The organism is Salinimicrobium gaetbulicola, from assembly GCF_042676025.1.
Classification (GTDB): domain Bacteria; phylum Bacteroidota; class Bacteroidia; order Flavobacteriales; family Flavobacteriaceae; genus Salinimicrobium; species Salinimicrobium gaetbulicola.
This window is the reverse complement of sequence record NZ_JBHTJP010000032.1, coordinates 225,898-245,007: the sequence shown is the minus strand read 5'-3', so window position 1 is coordinate 245,007 and position 19,110 is coordinate 225,898. Positions and strand designations below refer to the sequence as shown.

General features: G+C 38.8%; 16 protein-coding genes. 6 read left to right on the top strand and 10 right to left on the bottom strand.

The window, feature by feature from the left end; genetic code table 11:
• Nucleotides 1–131: 131 nt before the first annotated feature.
• On the bottom strand, nt 132–908 hold the full coding sequence (gene xth / locus ACFQ1G_RS02630; protein WP_380736719.1) for an exodeoxyribonuclease III: 777 nt from the start codon (nt 906–908) through the stop codon (nt 132–134).
• Nucleotides 905–2,635 (bottom strand): tetratricopeptide repeat protein, encoded by a 1,731-nt coding sequence (locus ACFQ1G_RS02625; RefSeq protein WP_380736718.1) that lies wholly within the window; start codon nt 2,633–2,635, stop codon nt 905–907. Before ACFQ1G_RS02625 ends, xth begins: the two co-directional genes overlap by 4 nt.
• Nucleotides 2,636–2,866: 231 nt before the next feature.
• Here ACFQ1G_RS02625 and ACFQ1G_RS02620 point away from each other — a divergent pair, with 231 nt between their 5' ends.
• Together ACFQ1G_RS02620 and ACFQ1G_RS02615 are read left to right on the top strand one after the other, a co-directional pair.
• The gene (locus ACFQ1G_RS02620) at nt 2,867–6,052 is read left to right on the top strand and encodes a TonB-dependent receptor (protein WP_380736717.1); all 3,186 of its coding nucleotides are present in this window, start codon (nt 2,867–2,869) and stop codon (nt 6,050–6,052) included.
• 230 nt (nt 6,053–6,282) lie between these two features.
• Nucleotides 6,283–7,014, top strand: a complete 732-nt coding sequence (locus ACFQ1G_RS02615; RefSeq protein ID WP_380736716.1) for a hypothetical protein — start codon at nt 6,283–6,285, stop codon at nt 7,012–7,014.
• A gap of 40 nt (nt 7,015–7,054) precedes the next feature.
• Here ACFQ1G_RS02615 and ACFQ1G_RS02610 read toward each other — a convergent pair whose 3' ends face one another.
• From ACFQ1G_RS02610 to ACFQ1G_RS02600, 3 genes are all read right to left on the bottom strand, one after another.
• Nucleotides 7,055–7,525 (bottom strand): hypothetical protein, encoded by a 471-nt coding sequence (locus ACFQ1G_RS02610; RefSeq protein ID WP_380736715.1) that lies wholly within the window; start codon nt 7,523–7,525, stop codon nt 7,055–7,057.
• A 98-nt stretch (nt 7,526–7,623) separates the two neighbouring features.
• Nucleotides 7,624–8,022 carry a hypothetical protein gene (locus ACFQ1G_RS02605; RefSeq protein WP_380736714.1) on the bottom strand — a complete coding sequence of 133 codons (399 nt, stop codon included), beginning with the start codon at nt 8,020–8,022 and terminating at the stop codon, nt 7,624–7,626.
• Nucleotides 8,023–8,033: 11 nt separating this feature from the next.
• Nucleotides 8,034–10,151 carry an elongation factor G gene (locus tag ACFQ1G_RS02600; protein ID WP_380736713.1) on the bottom strand — a complete coding sequence of 706 codons (2,118 nt, stop codon included), beginning with the start codon at nt 10,149–10,151 and terminating at the stop codon, nt 8,034–8,036.
• A 319-nt stretch (nt 10,152–10,470) separates the two neighbouring features.
• Between ACFQ1G_RS02600 and ACFQ1G_RS02595 the strand changes: the two genes are divergently transcribed.
• Nucleotides 10,471–12,342 (top strand): M61 family metallopeptidase, encoded by a 1,872-nt coding sequence (locus tag ACFQ1G_RS02595; protein WP_380736712.1) that lies wholly within the window; start codon nt 10,471–10,473, stop codon nt 12,340–12,342.
• A 74-nt stretch (nt 12,343–12,416) separates the two neighbouring features.
• Here ACFQ1G_RS02595 and ACFQ1G_RS02590 read toward each other — a convergent pair whose 3' ends face one another.
• Both ACFQ1G_RS02590 and ACFQ1G_RS02585 read right to left on the bottom strand, forming a co-directional pair.
• A complete protein-coding gene (locus ACFQ1G_RS02590) occupies nt 12,417–12,863 on the bottom strand; it encodes a cold-shock protein (protein WP_380736711.1) in 447 nt (148 codons plus the stop codon).
• 202 nt (nt 12,864–13,065) lie between these two features.
• A complete protein-coding gene (locus ACFQ1G_RS02585; RefSeq protein WP_380736710.1) occupies nt 13,066–13,527 on the bottom strand; it encodes a universal stress protein in 462 nt (153 codons plus the stop codon).
• Between the two features lie 173 nt (nt 13,528–13,700).
• Here ACFQ1G_RS02585 and ACFQ1G_RS02580 point away from each other — a divergent pair, with 173 nt between their 5' ends.
• Nucleotides 13,701–14,186 (top strand): ferritin-like domain-containing protein, encoded by a 486-nt coding sequence (locus ACFQ1G_RS02580; protein WP_380736709.1) that lies wholly within the window; start codon nt 13,701–13,703, stop codon nt 14,184–14,186.
• 36 nt (nt 14,187–14,222) lie between these two features.
• On the opposite strand, the gene ACFQ1G_RS02575 is transcribed toward ACFQ1G_RS02580, so the two are convergent.
• Nucleotides 14,223–14,885, bottom strand: a complete 663-nt coding sequence (locus ACFQ1G_RS02575; protein WP_380736708.1) for a hypothetical protein — start codon at nt 14,883–14,885, stop codon at nt 14,223–14,225.
• A gap of 190 nt (nt 14,886–15,075) precedes the next feature.
• On the opposite strand from ACFQ1G_RS02575, the gene ACFQ1G_RS02570 reads away from it, so the two are divergent.
• Nucleotides 15,076–15,447, top strand: coding sequence for a hypothetical protein (locus ACFQ1G_RS02570; RefSeq protein ID WP_380736707.1), 372 nt, complete (start codon nt 15,076–15,078; stop codon nt 15,445–15,447).
• Nucleotides 15,448–15,495: 48 nt separating this feature from the next.
• Here the strand turns inward: ACFQ1G_RS02570 and ACFQ1G_RS02565 are convergent, their stop codons facing one another.
• Complete coding sequence (locus tag ACFQ1G_RS02565; protein WP_380736706.1) at nt 15,496–15,882, bottom strand: nuclear transport factor 2 family protein; 387 nt, start codon at nt 15,880–15,882, stop codon at nt 15,496–15,498.
• Nucleotides 15,883–16,177: 295 nt separating this feature from the next.
• Between ACFQ1G_RS02565 and upp the strand changes: the two genes are divergently transcribed.
• Entirely contained in the window at nt 16,178–16,837 is a 660-nt protein-coding gene (gene upp / locus ACFQ1G_RS02560; protein WP_380736705.1) for a uracil phosphoribosyltransferase, read from the top strand.
• Here the strand turns inward: upp and tamL are convergent.
• Nucleotides 16,834–19,110 carry a translocation and assembly module lipoprotein TamL gene (gene tamL, locus ACFQ1G_RS02555; RefSeq protein WP_380736704.1) on the bottom strand — a complete coding sequence of 759 codons (2,277 nt, stop codon included), beginning with the start codon at nt 19,108–19,110 and terminating at the stop codon, nt 16,834–16,836. The two genes, upp and tamL, sit on opposite strands and share 4 nt — an antisense overlap.

Genomic DNA, 19,110 nt, shown 5'->3' with positions numbered 1-19,110 from the left:
ATTTGATTTACAATCTATTTTAAAATTAGAGTAATGCTTTCAATTAAACTACAGGAAGTTAAGGTTTAAGATAAAAGGCCATTTATGACTGATGAAGGATAAGGTCAATGAAGTTTTGAATAGTCCGTCCCCTACTTCTTTTCCAGTTCCATCCATACCGGAGCATGATCACTGGTCTTTTCCCAGCCCCGAACTTCGAGGTCCACCCCTGCCCTTTTAACCTGCTTTTCAAGTCCGGGACTCAGCAAAAAATGATCGATCCTTAATCCTGCATTCCTGGAAAATGCGTTTCTAAAGTAGTCCCAGAACGTATATATTGTCTCTTCCGGATGAAGAAACCGAATGGCATCAATCCAGCCCTGTTTTTGAAGTTCTTCAAATTCTTTACGCACCTCTGGCCTGAACAATGCGTCATCTACCCAACGTTCCGGTTTATAAACATCTTTTTCTGCAGGAATGATATTGAAGTCCCCCATGAGTATACACGGCTTATTCTCCTTTATTAGTTCTTTAGCTCTTTTTTTGAAACGTTTGATCCAAAGCATTTTATAATCGAACTTAGGTCCAGGAGCAGGATTACCATTCGGTAAATAAAGTCCACAAATATGGAGACCGTGAACTAATGCTTCAATATATCGGCTTTGTTCATCTTCAGGATCACCCGGAAGCGCTCTTTGGATCTCTTCAATTTCGAGATTTTTCGCAAGGATAGCAACCCCGTTCCACCTTTTCTGACCATGCCAGATGGCATTATATCCTACCTCAGAAATTGCATCTTCAGGTATTTTTTCGGGTGGAGCTTTCAACTCTTGAAGGCAAACAATGTCTGGTTTAAATTCTTTCAGCCATCTAAGTAAAACGGGTAACCTCGCGTTGATACCATTGACGTTATAGGTTGCGATCTTCATTTTATCCTGGAATTATCGATTTGTATATCGGCATATTCCCAGGATTCTTTAAGATGCTCTTGAATTTCAGTTAATTTTTCCGGGTCATTCAATCCCTTATAGGCTCTCGCAAGACCATGGTAAGCCCAACCATTCTTCGGAAGTTTTTCAAGATCTTCAAAATAGGTTTTTACAGCATCTTCGTAATTGCCCGCTTCATTTTGTACCGCGCCTAAGTGATGTCTAACAGAAAAGAACCAATCAGGAGGTTCATCATAATTTAATGCATCTTCTATCTCAACAGCTTCCTTTAGAAGGGCAAAACTTGCTTCATAATCTGATGTTTCCGAAGCAATAATTTCAGCTTTCAGAACTCGACGGGCAATTTGCACCAAATGATCAACGCTATTAATCTCCCAGATGTTCACTTGAGCCAGGGCCGGGTTCTTTGAAATTCTTTCTAGGGCCTCCAATTCCATTTTTGCTCTCCCCGGTTGATCTTTCCCTAGAAATGCCATTCCGCGGGCATAATGACGTACTGCTTCAGGATATGGAAGGTCATAGGTTTGTAGTTCAGAGTCTAAAATGCCATTCCAATCCCCCATTTTTACCATCACATAGAACGGAATGACATAATAATGTTGCAGAGTGCCCCATCCCTGCTCTTTCATAAGATCTGGATGCACATGCTCGGAAACCTTTTTAGCGCCTAACATCGCGTATTTCCTGTTACCTTCCAAAGCCGCGGTTGCCGCTAAAAAATGATAATTATGAGGGTAATATGCCAAAGGATAAGCACCCTGGGCGTGACATTGCGTAACATAATTACTGTCAACTTTTACCGCTCTTAAGTTCGCCAGTGTTCCTTTATGATAATCACCTGTCCTTATATATACGTGAGAAGGCATGTGTACCAAATGCCCGGCACCGGGCACAAGATCTTTGTCAAAAGCATCGGCTGAAATGTAGGCCAGTTGTGGTGTTTTGGAAGCTTCAGTAGCGTGAATATAAAAATGATGAGCTCCGGGATGCCTTGGATTATTTTTAATAATCTCTTCCAGCAAGTTCACGATTTCCGGAGTCCATTCTTTTGGATCTCCCTTTTTATCATAGAGATCCCATGGATGCAGGTCCATCAGGGATTCAGCGTATAAAACTTTAATATCGGTATCACCTGGATATTTCTTTGACAGGTCCTTCAAGGCTGCACTGTATGCCTCGTCCAATGAAGACCGATCTTCAATAGGTAGCTTTACATATCTTTTGGAAAGTGCCTTTATTAAAGACCTTTCTTTTTCAGTGACCTTGCCTGCTCGTTCTTCGGCTTTTTCAATGGCCTTATAGGCTCTCTCATAATTTCCTTCTTCCATTCCGGCATTATAATTAGGTCCTAATACATAAGCATAACCCCAGTAGCACATCGCGCAATCGGGATCAAGTTTGGTAGCATAATAAAAGGACCTGGCGGCTTCGGCATGGTTAAACCCATATGCTAGTACCAGACCCTGATCAAAATACTTTTGAGCTAATTCGCTTTTAGTGGTTATAGGAAAATGGTGATCACCGAGGTTATTAAATAATGGTGCTTTATTTTCGGAAGTATACCATAAAGTATCGCTGATAGCAGGTACACAGGAATATTTTGAGGTTACATTAATTTTCTCCGCACCATTTCCGGAGGATTTCTGCTTTTTATTTTGGCATCCTCCTACAAATAGGGCTAAAAAAAATATCAGTAAACCTCTCATATTGAAACCTCTTTAAACGGTTGTATTTCAGGCTTTTAAAATACGAAAAAAATGAACATCTACCGATTATGTTAACTTTTAGAGATCAAAAAATGACATAAATCATAGTAATTTTCGATAGTGGCATTCAGACAATCAAAAAAATTCCTCTAAATGGTTGTATTATAGTAATGAATAGGTATTTTTGCACAACTTTTTTAAGAACAATTAACACAAACAAACACAGCAAACATGAAAAAATTTCTCCTACTATTTGTAGTAGCGTTTATCAACATTTTGACAGCCGGAGCCCAGGTTACGACTGCCGAAATTAGCGGGGTTATCCTTGATCAGGAAAACGTTCCATTACCCGGAGCAAACGTTACTGCTGTTCACACCCCTACCGGAACACAATATGGTACGGTAACAAATTTTGACGGTGCATTCAACCTTTTGAACCTTAGAGTTGGTGGACCTTATACAGTAACAATAAGTTATGTTGGATTCCAGACAGCTGTTCTGGAAGGAATCAATTTGAATCTTGGACAAACCTATAATATTGAACTTTCTTTGATTGCTGATGCTACAGAGCTAGATGCAGTGGTTATCACTACCTCAAAGAATCAGGTGATCAATAGTGAGCGTACAGGAGCAGAAACCAATATTGGTAGAAAAGAGTTAAAAACTCTTCCTTCCATTTCAAGATCTGCAGCCGATTTTTATCGTTTAGAACCAACTGCTTCCAGTAATGGTTCTTTTGGAGGAAGAAATGACCAGTTCAACAACTTTAGTTTAGATGGTTCTATTTTCAACAACCCATTCGGACTTGATGCAGCTACTCCTGGAGGTCAAACCAATGCGCAGCCTATTTCTTTGGATGCTATTGACCAGATCCAGGTTTCTACTGCTCCTTATGATGTTACTCAGGCAGGGTTTACCGGTGCTTCAGTAAATGCGGTTACAAAAAGTGGTACCAATCAATTAGAAGGAACTGTTTACGGTTTCTACCGTAATGAGCAAATGACCGGAGACGAAGTTGCCGGTGATGAGATCATTGTACCGGACCTTAAACAAGCTCAGTACGGATTCAGCGTTGGAGGACCTATCATTAAAGATAAACTATTCGTTTTCGCAAACTATGAGCGTGATGACCGTTCAGATCTTGGTTCGAACTTCGTAGCCAGCCGTCCGGGATTAACCGGAGAAAACGTTTCAAGAGTTTCTGCGGAAGACCTTGATTATGTTTCGACCCAATTAAGAACTTTAGGTTATGAAACAGGTCCTTACGAAGGGTATACTCACAATACAGAATCTTCTAAAGGTATTATAAAACTAGACTGGAACATCAACCAGGATCACCGTTTGGCAGTTATCTATAACTTCCTGAATGCATCCAGAGATCTTCCGGCAAACCCTGAAGCTATTGGTCGTAGAGGTCCAGACCTTACTACCCTTCAGTTTAGAAATTCAGGATATACCATTAATAACAACATTGACTCCTGGTTAGTAGAATTGAACTCTTCCTTAGGGAATAATGTTTCAAACAAGTTCCAGGCTGGTTATACTTTCTTTGACGACAGCCGTGATCCTTTTTCATCTCCTGCTCCTGCTATCAGCATTCAGGAAGATGGTGTAAGATACATCATTGCTGGTCATGAACCTTTCTCTATCAATAACCGCTTAGAGCAAAATGTTTACCAGGTTACAAACAATCTGACCATCACTTCCGGAAAGCACACCTTTACTTTGGGAGGTAGTTTTGAGCGCTTTGAGTTTGATAACTCTTTCAACTTAGGTGCTTATACTTACTTTAATGAGAACGGTGGCGTTGGTGTATTTGGACCTGATTTCACAAGCGTAAGAACTAACCCAGCAAATCTGGGAGGTAGCTTCCAGGAAGCTGTTGAAAATGGCCTTTTATCTGAAGCTCTTGCAAACGCTCAAAATGTGTTTGACACCAGAAACGCTGAAGGAAGCTGGGCATTAGCTGAAACCAATGTAGGTCAGCTTGCTTTTTATGCACAGGACAGATGGAAATTGACTGAGGATTTTACTTTCACATACGGACTGAGGGTTGACAAGCCATTGTACTTTGATACAAAAGATAAGATCCAGGAAAATATTGATCGTGTAGGTGATTACCAGCCTAACATCACTTATTATAACGAGAATGGTGAGCCTGTAAAACTGAACAGTTTAGAACTTCCTGCAAATGACCTTTTATGGTCTCCAAGACTTGGATTCAACTGGGATGCATTAGGAGACAAAAGCCTTCAGGTTCGAGGAGGAACAGGTATCTTCACCGGTAGACTTCCTTTCGTATGGATCGGAAACCAGGTTGCTAACCCAGCATTCTATTTTTACCAGACCACTGCTCCAGATTTCAAATACCCGCAGGTATGGAGAACCAGCTTCGGAATTGATTATAGATTTGACAATGGTCTTACCATTACTTCAGATTATATCTACACGAAAGACGCGAATGCTCAGATCGTTAGAAATTACGGTTTAGGAACTCCTACCGGAAACCTGGAAGGTGTTGATAACCGCTTGATCTACCTAGATTCAGACAAGGCTGTGAATGACTTTGGAGGAACAACCAATGCGTATGTGTTCACCAACACAGATAAAGGATACTCTTATAACTGGTCTGTTAAAGCAGCCAAGAACATTATGAGAGACTTCTACGTAAGTATCGCTTATAACTATTTGAAAGCTGAAGACGCCAGTTCTTTAGATGCAGAGATCTCAAGTGACGCATTTGACAGAAACCCTGCTTTAGGAAACGTGAACACAGCAGTTTTAACTCCGTCAAGATATGGTGACCAGCATCGTATTGTTGGACAATTGAACAAGCAGTTCACTTATGGAAAAGATGACCGTTGGAGTACCTCAATCGGAGCTTTCTATGAGTATGCAAAAGGTGGTAGATTCACTTACACATATTCAGGAGACATCAACAATGACGGGTCTGTTTTAAATGACCTAATCTATATTCCTACTCCAACTGAATTACAGCAGTATACTTTCACTGGTGATGCTACAGAGCAGGAAGCTCAAAGACAGGCTATGGAGGCTTACATCCAGCAAGACGATTACCTAAGCGAGAATCGTGGAAACTATGCTGAAAAGTATGGTATCCTTAGCCCATGGAGAGGTCGATGGGATGTGAAGTTACTTCAGGATTACAACTTTAAGGTTGGTCAAAAAACAAACACTATCCAGTTAAGTTTAGACATCCTTAACTTCGGAAACCTATTGAATTCTGATTGGGGTGTAATTGAAATGCCAGTGAACGATCAGCCAATTGGTGTTACTGTTGGAGATGATAATGTTCCAGTTTATTCCTTCGGAACTGATCAAACCAGAACCTTTGGATATGACTTTAGCCTGGAATCAAGATGGCAGGCTCAGGTTGGATTACGTTATATTTTCTAATATCTATTTCAACCAATAACCTTAAAAAGCAGCTCTTTCGAGCTGCTTTTTTTATGGAAATCTCTCAGCCGCCATTTGAAAATTACCACTTAACAGATTTTTTAGTCTATAGTCGCAAAAATTTCCGTTTTCGACTGGTTTGTAGTACCTTATAAAGGTAGAATCCTCCCCCTGCCCTTCCAATTTCCTCCCTCCGAAGTAATTTGAGTATTAACCAAACCCTATAAATAATGAAAAGAGTATTTATTTTAATGATCCTTTTCCCGTTACTTTCTCTAGGACAGGAAACAAACAAGAAACTTTTAAACATGGTCGAATTGACCGTCAAAATGAATCATCAACAGGAATTCAACGATGGTATGCAAAAATGGAAGGATTGCTACCTTTCAAATAAAGGTACCGACACGTGGAATGTGTGGAATCGCATGCAGGGACAATCGGGCGTGGTAGCAGTTACCTATACCATGGATAAATGGGCAGAAATGGATGAAGGCCAAACCGAAGCTGATAAAGCTTGTATGAGTATTTTTAAGAATGATGTATTCCCTCACATTGAGAATATGAATTTTAATCTTTCATGGACCATGCCCGAATACAGTAGAACTGCTTCAGACAGCACTTCGGTTGTTTGGGTGACCTTTTTCAGAACCAACAATTCCACAGATTTTATGGATGTTGTGAAGGATGTTTCCGGTACATACAAAAATGAAAAAGGACAACCCTTGGGAGTTTGGTATGACTTTGTGGGTGGCGGAATGGATTCACCAGATTATATGGTGGCCACACCTTACAAGAATTTTTCACAACTGGATGAGCCATTTGATGCTCCGTGGTCAGTTTATGAAAAAGCACACGGAAAAGAAAAAATGGAACAAATGAGATCTAAATTCCGATCGTCTGTAGATGACGCCTGGTCTTATCTCTATAAGCTTAATCCCAAGTTAAGTCACCAAAAGGAATAGTTAAAAAATGGCACTTTATCAGGTGCCATTTTTTATTGATCTATTTTTCCAGAATTTCTCTTATGATCTTCAAATGATGTTCGGTATGTATCTCTAAAAAGGTTTTGGTTTGATTCCTGTCGAGATGTTTAAAATATGGATGTTCAAAATGTGCTTTCCTGGGAAAGGTATTTAGAAGGTGAACATTTTGTTTTGCCTTTGTCCATTCATTTTCCAGGTCTTTGACAGTGATCTCATCCGGAGGAAGTACCACTTTAGGGGACCGAGCTTTCCCACGCGGAATTTTTCGGGTAAGGAATATCAATATTTTCCAAAAACTGAATTCTTTTTTGAAATCTTCAGGATCAGATGATTCTAAATTTGTGATAATATTGTTGATCACCTTGAGGCTGTGAGAAAGATGCCAGTCCACCGGCGCACTTGAAACTGAGGGCTTTTTCACATCCTTTTCAGAGATATATTGCTTCATTTCGTTCAGTTGAGCCTGTAATAAATTTAAGTTCAGAGTCATTTATTTATATTTTGAGGGAAGTTAGAGAAAATAAATAACCCGCATCTTTGTTTGCAAGGATACGGGTTATTAAATCCTATTGTAAGGTATAGGATATTTTAAGATGTTACCGTAGTTTCATATTTGCTAAAGGTTTTTAAAAGGCCTTCGGAAAGATCTTCCATGAAATCCTGAATCTCTTCTAAGAATTCCGGCTCTCTTTCTTTCCTGTTAACCGTTAAATGGATAACTACCTTGTCTTTCTCAGGTGGAAGACCGGTAGTCACAGTCCAGGCTAGCGCATTAGGACACTCTTTTAGTGCAAAACGCACTCCCCCGGCAATAGTCTGGTATAAAAGGGTGAACTCACCCCAGATCCCTCCTATTTGAACCCTGTCTGATTCTGAGCTTTGAAGCGGAAACAGATCACTGCTATATGTATCCAGATTTTCCAGGGTCAAATGGGTTTGAATTCCTTCTTCGGAAGTTTTGAGGTCAAGTATTTTGAAAAATTCCATTCTTTAAAAGTTTATTTCACAAGTTCTTTCTTGTTTACTAATTCGTTTTGAATATTCGGTGGTACTGCCTGGTATCCGTTAAACTGAGTTGTGAATGTGGCTCTACCTTTGGTTTGTGACCTAAGGTCTGTTGAGAAACCATATAGTTCAGCTTCAGGAGCAATACATTTAAGGATCTGATTATTATCTGAGCTTTCAATCCCCTGGATGATCGCACGTCTGGTCTGTAGTTCCGTCATGACATTTCCAACCATATCCTCAGGAACTTTTACCGTAAGGTCAAGTGTTGGCTCCAAAAGCTTTGGATTGGCATTAAGGAAGGCTTCTTTAAAGGCATGTGCCCCAGCGATCTTAAAGGAAATGTCATTGGAGTCAACCGAGTGCATCTTACCATCATAGACCATCACGCGAACATCTCTAATGTAAGATCCTGTTAAAGGACCTTCTTCCATAACTTCTAATATACCCTTCATAATGGATGGCAGATATCTTTGATCGATCACTCCTCCCACGATACAATTATAAAAGACCAGTTTCCCTCCCCATGGAAGGTCAATTTCTTCTTTCCCTCGGATATTAAATCCTTCAGGCTCAGGCATGCCCTCTTCCCATGGTTCGATCTTCATGTGAACTTCTCCGAATTGTCCTGAACCTCCTGATTGTTTTTTATGCCTGTAATTGGAAGCAGCAGCCCGTTGGATAGTTTCCCTGAACGAGATCTTAGGCTTTTCAAACCGCGCTTCTACTCCGTAGATATTCTTAAGAAGCCAGTCAATAGTGGCTAAATGAAGTTCTCCCTGGCAGGCAATGATCATTTGCCTGGATTCATTTGAAAATGATAATTCTACGGTTGGGTCCTGACTTTTGATCTTTTTAAGAGCATCACTTAGTTTCTCTTCGTCTTTGGTGTTTTCAGCAAAAACTGCTCTTCTTATTCTTGTTTGAGGGTACTGAATTGGTTTTACGGTGACATTCGCATCCTGTACTCCGAGAGTATCATTGGTTTCTGTGTATTTTAACTTCAAGGTTGCTCCTATGTCTCCAACCGTAAGTTTTTGCACCGGGTTTCTTTCCTTCCCGTCCATGATAAAAAGTTGGTTCAAAACTTCAGTTTCCCCGTTCCTCTGGTTTACCAACTTGTCATTTACCTTAACTTCTCCGCTTTTAACTTTAAAGAAGGTGATCTGACCAAGGTTTGGTTGATGTACGGTCTTGAAAACAAACAAAACAGGAGATTTATCTTTATCGGGAAGTACTTCTTTTCCTTGCACACTTTGCTCAGATTTTAGGTCAGCTGCAGAGGGTGCCACATTATCAATAAAGCCCATTAATCTTCCGCTGCCCATATCATTCAGAGCAGACATGCAGAAAACAGGGAAAAGATCGTAATTCAGCATTCCGGCCTTGATCCCCTTTCTCATTTCATCCTCGTTCAAAGTGCCTTTTTCAAAATACAATTCCATTAATTCCTCATCATTTTCAGCCGCTTTCTCTACCAGTTCGTTGTGCAGGGTATTCGCAGTTTCCATTTGGTCTTTGGGGATAGCTAATTTTTGTGGCTTCCCTCCTTCCGCAGAAAACTTATACATTTTCATTTTGAGGACATCAATGATGCACTGTGCGCCATCTACAATTAAAGGATACTGGATCTTAACGGCATTATTGCCCACCAGGGAGCGAATGCTCTTAAAGCTTTCCTCAAAATTTATCCCTGGATGATCGATCTGGTTAATTACAAAAACCGTTGGTTTATGATATTTATTGATGTAATTCCAAATGATCTCTGTTCCCACTTCCACGCCGTACTGCCCGTTTAAAACGGTCACAATAGTATCGGCCACCCGAATTGAAGAGATGATCTCTCCTATATAATCATCCAGTCCAGGGGTGTCAATGATATTGATCTTATAATTTCGCCATTCGGTATGTAATGGTGTAGCAAATACAGAATTCCCTTTTTCATGTTCGATCTCGTGGTAATCTGACACCGTATTTTTATTTTCTACCGCACCACGCCTGTTGATCAATCCGGCTTCAAACAACATGGTTTCTGCCAGGGTCGTCTTTCCGCTGTTGTGAGCACCGACAAAGACAATGTTCTTGATGTGTTTATCATCGTAAATTTTCATCTTTATGAATTTTAAGTGGAACAAGGGTTAAAAAGAATCCGCAGAAATATGGAAAGAAACCAGGATAGTTTAGGATAGAAGATGATACCATATTTTTCCAATTAACGCGTCTCTTAAATTTAAGAAATAACTCTTATAAATTTATCAATATTTAATATGTTTTTTTGCTATTTCAATCTTTTATCGTCCAAAATATGAGGAAGATCATAAAGCAGAATTCAACTATATTTGGAAACCTGATAATTTGAAAATTTTGATTATTTAAACGGAATTGTAACGGCCTGCCTAAAAAGTAGTCCTATAATAAATGATTAGAAAAATGAAGAAAATTCTGTATGTATTGGCACTTTCGGCCACCTTGTATTCTTGTAAAACTTCCAAAACGGGAATTGTTGAAGAGCAGCCCATTATCACTACCCTTGACCTCATAAATGTTAAGGACGATAAAGTTATGGTGAGTATTGACCCAGCCGCTTTCACTATAGAAAGCACCACCTTTTACATTCCCAAAACTGTTCCAGGAACCTACTCAACTTCCAATTTCGGGAAATATTCTGAGGATCTAAAAGCTTATGACTACAAAGGAAATGAACTGAAAGTTGTACAGGTTGACGAGAATAGCTGGACAATTCCAAACGCTAAAAAGCTGGATAAGATAACCTATTGGGTTAATGATACTTTTGACATTCCCGGAGAAGGCGGAATTTATTCCATGGCCGGAACCAATATTTTAGAGGATGAAAATTTCCTGTTGAACCTTCATGGCTTTGTTGGTTATTTCAAAGACATGAAAGAGGAAAAATACAGGTTGGAGATCAAAAGACCAGCTGACTTAATTGCGGGCACGGCTTTAAATATTTCCCAAAGTATTCCTGCGGAAGATGGCAATTTCATTACTGATGTTTACCAATTGAACCGTTATTTCGAAGTTACAGATAACCCTATAATGTATGCCACTCCTGATACAGTCAGCTTCAAAGTGGGTGAAATGGAAGTTTTACTTGACGTTTATTCTCCTAACAAAGTATTTTCTGCAGAAGATATTAAACCTGCCATGCAGAAAATGGTATCTGCTCAAAAGCGCTTTTTAGGAGATATTGACGACACTAATAAATACGCGATCCTTTTGTACCTGTCTCCAACCCCGGGTGATGGAGATGCTGGAAATTTTGGGGCTTTAGAGCACCACACCTCTACCGTGGTCGTTCTTCCTGAAGGAATGGGACCAAATGAGCTGGAAGAAAGTCTTATCGATATCGTTTCACACGAGTTCTTTCATATTGTAACTCCTCTGGGTGTACATTCTGAAGAGATCCATTATTTTGATTATAATGATCCTAAAATGTCTAAGCACCTATGGATGTATGAAGGCGTAACCGAATATTTTGCAAATCTTTTCCAGGTCAATCAGGGCTTAATAAACCAACAGGATTTTTATGACCGTATTAATGACAAGATAAATACCGCCAGGAATTTTGATGACACCATGCCTTTTACTCTAATGAGTGAAAATATCCTGGAGGAAAAATATGAAAGTAACTATTACAATGTGTACCAAAAAGGTGCTTTAATCGGAATGGCCCTTGACATCAGGCTAAGGGAATTAAGCGAAGGCAGAATGGGTATCCTTGATTTAATGAAAAAACTGACCGATAAATACGGTAAGAACAGACCATTTAAAGATGATCAACTTATTGATGAGATCGTGAAATTGACGTATCCTGAGATAAGGGAATTCTTTGATACATATGTAAGTGGGCCTACTCCAATTCCTTATCATGAATTCCTTGAAAAAGTGGGACTTCAGTTTAAGGAAGATCAGGTGAAAACCGGATATTTCTTAAAAGATAATCAAACTCCTTATATCACTATAAACCAGTCAGGTAACATTTCCATGAGGAATGATATTGATTTCAACTCTTTCCATAATGCCCTGAACCTGCAAGCAGGTGATATGATCAAATCGATCAATGGTACAAGATATACAAGAGAAAATATTTATGACCTTATCACTACGTCAATGCAGTGGAAAACGGGTGAAGAGATCAATATGCTGGTTATCAGGAATGGGGATGAAATAGAACTACAAGGTAAAATAGTAGAACCTACGGCTCCCGGTATGCGCATTGTTGAAATACTCAATGCAAGTGATGTGCAAATCGAATTGAGAAATGCCTGGATGAAATCCTAGTTTCGGAATTTTATTGAAAATAAAAAAGCGGTGGAAATTCCACCGCTTTTTTTTGTTTTATATTTTCGTGAGGTCTATAGCTTCTTTACTCTTACGGCATTCATTCCTCTTTGGCCTTTCTCAAGCTCGAAGGTTACTTTGTCATTTTCCTGGATCTCATCAATAAGACCGGTCACGTGAACAAAATATTTTTCTTGAGTTCGATCGTCAAGAATAAAACCAAACCCTTTAGAATGGTCAAAAAAGGAAACTTTACCTTCTTTGCTGAAGTCGTTTTCTTCTTCTTCCGAATCTTCTTTTTTAGGAATTCCTATTTCAATACTTTCAGGATCTACTTCAACTTTATCAGAAGGATCTGGTGGAGTATCGGTAAGATTTCCGAATTGATCTACATAAGCAAACTCTGAAGTTGTGCCTCCACTGGCTTTGCGTTCTTCTTTCTTCTTCTTCTTCTCTTCCCGCTTCTTCAGTTTTTTCTTTTCCTTTTCGGTTTTGTTATATGTTTGCTGTGATTTAGCCATTCGGTACTTATAAGGTTTTAATTAATGAATAGATTTAGTTGAAAATACTAAATAATTTATTGGAAAAAAACCGGAAAGAAGATTTGCCTAAAAAAGTATTCAGTAGATACAATATGCGCAAAGTTAAGATTTCTTTTCTCACTTCACAGAATATAAGCCAATTATTTAATGGAAGATACTCAAGGTCTCCAAAAATGAAGGTTTAATTTTTCTTCACGGGTACCAGATAAACCGGAATTTTTGTTTTTTCTATTACTTTTTCGGCTACTGTGCCCATGAGAAGCTTTTCCAGTCCTGAATGGCTATGTGTGCCCATTACCAACAGGTCTGCTTTCCATTCTTCAGCATAAGCTAAAATTGCATTTGCCGTTCCTCCTTCGGCCAAGTAGGTGGATACATTTGGGTGATCAATATGCGCTGCCGCTTTTTCAAGAAAGTCTTCAGCCACTTTTCTCATTTCCAATGCCATTTCAAAATCGGGTCCTGCCCCTGCATACCCGTCGTACCCCATGAAAGTTGGAAACTCCGCTCCATAATAACTTACATCCGCAAGTACATGGATCAGACATATTTCAGCAGGCATATTTTTAATAAGATCAAGTGCCGCACGAGCTACTTTTTCAGAAACAGGATTGTAATCAATGGCTACCAATACTTTCTTCATGAGTTGGATTTTATATTAAAATTACAAAATTTAATCTGGAACAACCCCTCAAACTTGCCGGGTTATTATTATCTGTATTTCAGTTAATTATAAGCTAAAAATGACGATTATCATTCTAATTAGCCTATATAAAATGTATATTTCCTATTAATTATTTTTTAAATTCTTAAGCCATGAAAACTACCAGAGAATCGGCAAAAGAACGAAGTCATGATCAAGTAGTACATTGTTTACAGGTCCTTCTTGAGAAGAATTATGACGCAGCTAAAGATTATAAGATTGCAGTGGAACGTGCCGAAAACAATGATTTAAAGCAATTTCTGAAAAAACAGGTTGTCAGAAGAGATCATTATACCACAGAACTGGATAAACTAATTCACTCATTGAACGCAAAACCAAAAGAAAAAGGAAGTTTGACAGGATCCTTACATAGAACCTGGCTCAACTTAAAAAGCTCAATTGGCAAGGACACAGATCAAACGCTATTAAAAGAATGTTTACAGGGTGAAAAGCAAAGTATCGAGGAATATGAAGATAAACTGTCTAAACATAAAATTCCGCCTCATATTAAAGAGGTGCTTCAAAGACAATTAAAAGAAATGAGATCAACTTATGAAAATGTCAAATCTATGGAAGATATTCCTACCGGTCAGGTATAAAAAAAACTCCCGAGTGCCGGGAGTTTTTTTTATTTTTTACTGTTTTACCACGATCAAATTAGCCTTTCCTCCCGTAATAAGATTCCATTCTTTTTTAGCCATTTCCATTCCATTCTCGTCAAAGATCCTTAATTCAGCGGTATTTGGACCCGATGTTCCCTGGTTAAGGGCTTCAAATTCTATGCTGTTGAACCCCATATTTAACCTTACCAAAATTGGATGATAACCAGCACCAAGCGCTATATTATTATGGATCATTTCTCCATTTACATAGATACGTATCCTGTCTCCGTCAACATACTCATGATCCCTGCAGTAAAGCTCTACAAAACCACCACCGGTCTTTAGATCGCCCAAATACTGATCTTTATGGTACTCAGCCTTGATCTCCTTGTCTTTAGTGAATGCTTTTGGCGCGAAATCTTTCGGTTTAAAAGTCATTAAACCGTTATCTGTACGCATACTGAAGGAAGGTTCTTTTTCTTCACCAAGTTTTACCGAACTGGAGTTGAGAAGTCCCCTTTTGTTACTCAGGCTGTGGTTACCGTTAGTTCTTAATAGGCTTTTACTCTCGTCACCTGTTTGAGGTGAGGTCAATAAACCATCAGGAGCTTTTACAGTAGTAGTTGATTGGTCTACCTGCCCCATGAGAGACATAGATAGAAGAAATATGGCACTAAAAAGAATATTTTTTTTCATCCCGAATAATTTGAGTCCAATAATACAAACTCACAGACATCAAAAATTTGACCTAAATTACTAATTCCGGAAATAATTCTGATAGATTCTAAAAACTATAGTCCACTTCTTCGAGTATTTAACTCCACTTTAACCCGATCCTAATTGCCTAAGGCACTGTTATTACTTATTTTAAAACAAAACTTGAGTTATGACAAAGAAAGAAGAAATGCCAAAAAAGAATGAGGATCAAGATCAAAAATCATCTAAAGACCTTCCTTTTAATCCTGAAATAACTTCTGAAGATAAAGAAGTTCTCAATAATCAAAGTAAGGATGAAAAGAAAGGAGAATATTTTCAGGATCGGGATGAACCTATAGATTATGCAGGTGCAGACCTGGATGTCCCGGAATTGGATGACAAACAATTTAACCCCACCCGTAATAAACCCGATGATTCCGAAAGGAAAAAGAGGCCGAAGGAATCTGCAAACTCCAACGATAACATGGAGGAGCAGTCAGATACCATTTATAAAGGGGATAAAGCCGAAAAATATAAGGGGCGGTCAAAAGGATCCGAATAAAATAGATAGTAGGAATGCAAAAAGAGAGGTTTTAAATCCTCTCTTTTTTTAAAAACTTTCCTTGTATTGTTTGTGTTTACTTACGTCAATAACATAAGAAGTTAATTTTTTTATTTTAGGATCGTTCGCCCCTTCCAATTCATAAATATCGGCAAACGCAAAATATTTCTTTTGCCCATTACGGTTCTTGCCTACAACTACTCCCTCTACGGTAGCGCACTGCTGGTCTGTCATTACCTTTTCAATACTAATTTTCATTTTTGGCAAGCCTCTCATTTGATCCATAGCTTCGGAAAATTCTGTTTTCCCGCTCACAGTTTTTTCACCTATAATGGTCCAACAAAAATCATCTGTGATTTTATCTAATAAATAGTCTGTATTTACGTCAGAAATGGCCTCATTGACTTCCCTGATAAATTGTTCTATAGTGTTCATTCCAATTAAATTTGAGAATAAGGGAGTAATCTTCTTTAATTCCAGGAATAGATCCGTGTATTTATCTGAATTGCAGTGCAATATATCTCAATTTACCAATTTTTATCGATTTTCTCATATAAGAAAACTAAAAATGTGTAGCGCATTTGCATTTTTGGAAAGCCTGATTCGATAATTCTTAAAAATAGATTCCAAAAACCAGCAAATTTTCGCCACAATTGCGGAGTTGTGGCTTAATAATTTTTAAATTTGAACCCGTTAAAGGGTTTTTATCTCCCACAATTATATCTTGATTATGCACATTCACCATCTTTTAGAGAACAATTCCATTGCAAATAAGTTTATCGCCCAGTTAAGGGACATAAATATCCAGACTGACAGGATGCGCTTCAGGAGAAATATAGAAAGACTGGGTGAAGTGTTGGGATATGAGCTGAGCAAACACTTAAATTATAATGACACGTCGGTAACAACCCCATTAGGTCAGGCAAATGTTCCGTTACCAGCTGAAGACATAGTACTTTGCTCTATTTTAAGAGCCGGTCTACCATTACATAATGGATTACTGAACTACTTTGATGATGCTGAAAACTCTTTCATTTCAGCATACAGACATCACCCCGATAATGATGAAAAATTTGAGATCCTGGTAGAATACCTTGCTTCTCCCTCATTAGATAATAAGACCTTGATCCTTGCCGATCCTATGTTGGCGACAGGTCGTTCATTTGTCAATGTCATGAAGGCTCTGGAGAGCATGGGTACTCCGAAGAACATCCATTTGGTTTCAGTTATTGGGGCGAAGGAAGGTATTGAGTACATGCAATCTGAATTCCCTGAAAACACACATTTATGGATCGCTACCATAGATGAAGAATTAAATGAGCGTGGTTATATAGTTCCCGGTCTTGGAGATGCCGGAGATCTTTGTTACGGGACCAAGATGCAGCATTAGAAAGGATACCCGATCGCAAAGTTTAATACCAGCTCATCCAATTTTAAGTCCCAGCGTTCTCCTTCAGGTAGCCATGGCGTTCTTAAGGGAGCCGCTAGATCAAATCTGATAACAAAGCTTTGAATATCGATCCTCAAACCGGTACCTACTCCCACTGCAACTTCATTGAGAAAATTAGAACCAAATTTCCCTCTGGCATCGGGGATCTCTTTAGTGTTCCATACATTCCCGGCATCAGTGAAAACCGCACCTTTTAAAAATTGATAAATTGGAAACCGGTATTCCAGGTTAGCTTCCAGCCTAATATTACCTGTACGATCGTAATATGAATTTATGTCTTCTTCTTCAGGTTGATAAGATCCAGGCCCCAAAGACCGGATCTTGAATGCCCGAACACTGTACGGACCTCCGGAAAAGAATTGCCTGCTGAAAGGCATAATCTCCGAATTACCATAAGGGATCCCTATTCCCGCAAATAGACGGGAAGCAATAGTTTGATTGGGATCAATTTTAAAATGGTATCTAAGATCTGCATCTATTTTGGCGTATTGGGCAAAATCGAGACCCAGGAATTGTTTAGGTGATTCACCTTTACTTAAAATGTCAAGAATATTTCCGGCAACATCGAGATTGGAGTTCAAAAAGAACTGGTGTGTATCATTTTGGTCCACCATTCCGTTATAAGTAAAAGAATAGGTGAGCCCCGCAATGAACTGTTGATCAAAACTGGTCTTTAAAAACGGATTTTCTTCCAAAATATCTTTAAATGTTTCTGTGGTCTTACTCAACCTCACATAGTTTACCGAGAATGGATTCAGTTCATGCGTCACATATTTGTTGGCTCTCCAGATATATCCGAAACTTCCCGTAGCCGAGAACAAACTGAACAGCTTACTCCTGTTGAGATACTCAAAACCTGCGGCTATTTTGGTCTTGGGAATGGAATATTTAAACCAGTCATTGTTCACAGCTATTGGAAAAAGCATTCTGGGATAGATCAAGGCCGTTTCGATCCCGAATTGGGTGCTGCTCAAACCGGTTTGATTCCCTCCCGAAAGTTGCTTTTCGTAACCCACTTTTCCGGTGATATTCAAGATCTCTCCCCCGTGAAAAAGATTCCGGTTTGAGTAGGTAATAGCCAAATGCGGTCCTGCAAAATTATTTGACTTCGTTACAGCCTGAATTTCGGCGCGAATAGCCCTTTTATTAAGAGGAGATAGAAATATATTCGTTTCCAGGTATCCCAAACTGTCGGTTGAGATGGAATCCAGTTCATCATATCTAATGTTTACGAACTTATATGCTCCGATTGAGGTTAATCTTCGACTTGTCAAAGCCGATTTTTTAGGGTCGTACAACTGCCCTTCATCCAAAATTATAAAGGGATCAAGGCGCTTTGGTTTAAAGAATTCCTTAGCCTGTATATAATTTTTGTCCTCATATCTAAGGGTGTCCTTTTTTAAGGTATCAGTGCCTACCACATAGTTAGGATAAACATTGATTCTCTTTATTTTATAAGGTTTTATTCCCGCCTTTGGTACTTCCTCCTTGAGCCTTAAAAAGAGATCAAATTTCTTTTGGTCATATTGATTCGTATCTGCCTCGAAGATCAGGAAATTAGAACTGAAATTATAATAACCTCTTTTCTTAAGTTCCCTGTCAATTCGCTCCCTTTCCAATTTCATCATGGCAAAATTAAAAGGCATTCCAGGCTCTAAAAGGGCATTTGGAAGCGTCTCTTTTATTTCGCGGTATATAGGTAAGGTATCATTATCTAACTTGTAATTCTCAAGCCTGTAAGGCTCCTCGGGTAAAATAGCGGTATAGGATAACCTGGCAGTTTTATTTTTTTCATTTTCTTCAACCGAATGATTTACCCTACTGTAAAAATATCCCCTGTTCTCGAGTCGGTTCTTCAGAATATCTTCCGTCTGGTATGGATCTACATCTGACAGATAAACCGGCTCTTCCCCGAACTTTTTATTCATGAACTTATTAATGAAACCGGGTTTTTCCTTCTGGGCTTTGTAATGGAAGTACAATTTAAATCTTGATCCTAAGATCTTGGAATTAGGTTCCGGTTTTATAAGATTTTCCAGCTGGGCTTTAAGCTCTTTTTTATTTTCAATCTCATTATTTGATTCCAGGGTTAGATCTGCCCCGGTGTAAAGCAATTCCTCTTCAGGAATGAACTTTTTCACACTACAGGCCTGCAAGACTATTATCGCAGAGATAAATAATAAAAAACCGAACTTTTTAAAATTATATTTCAT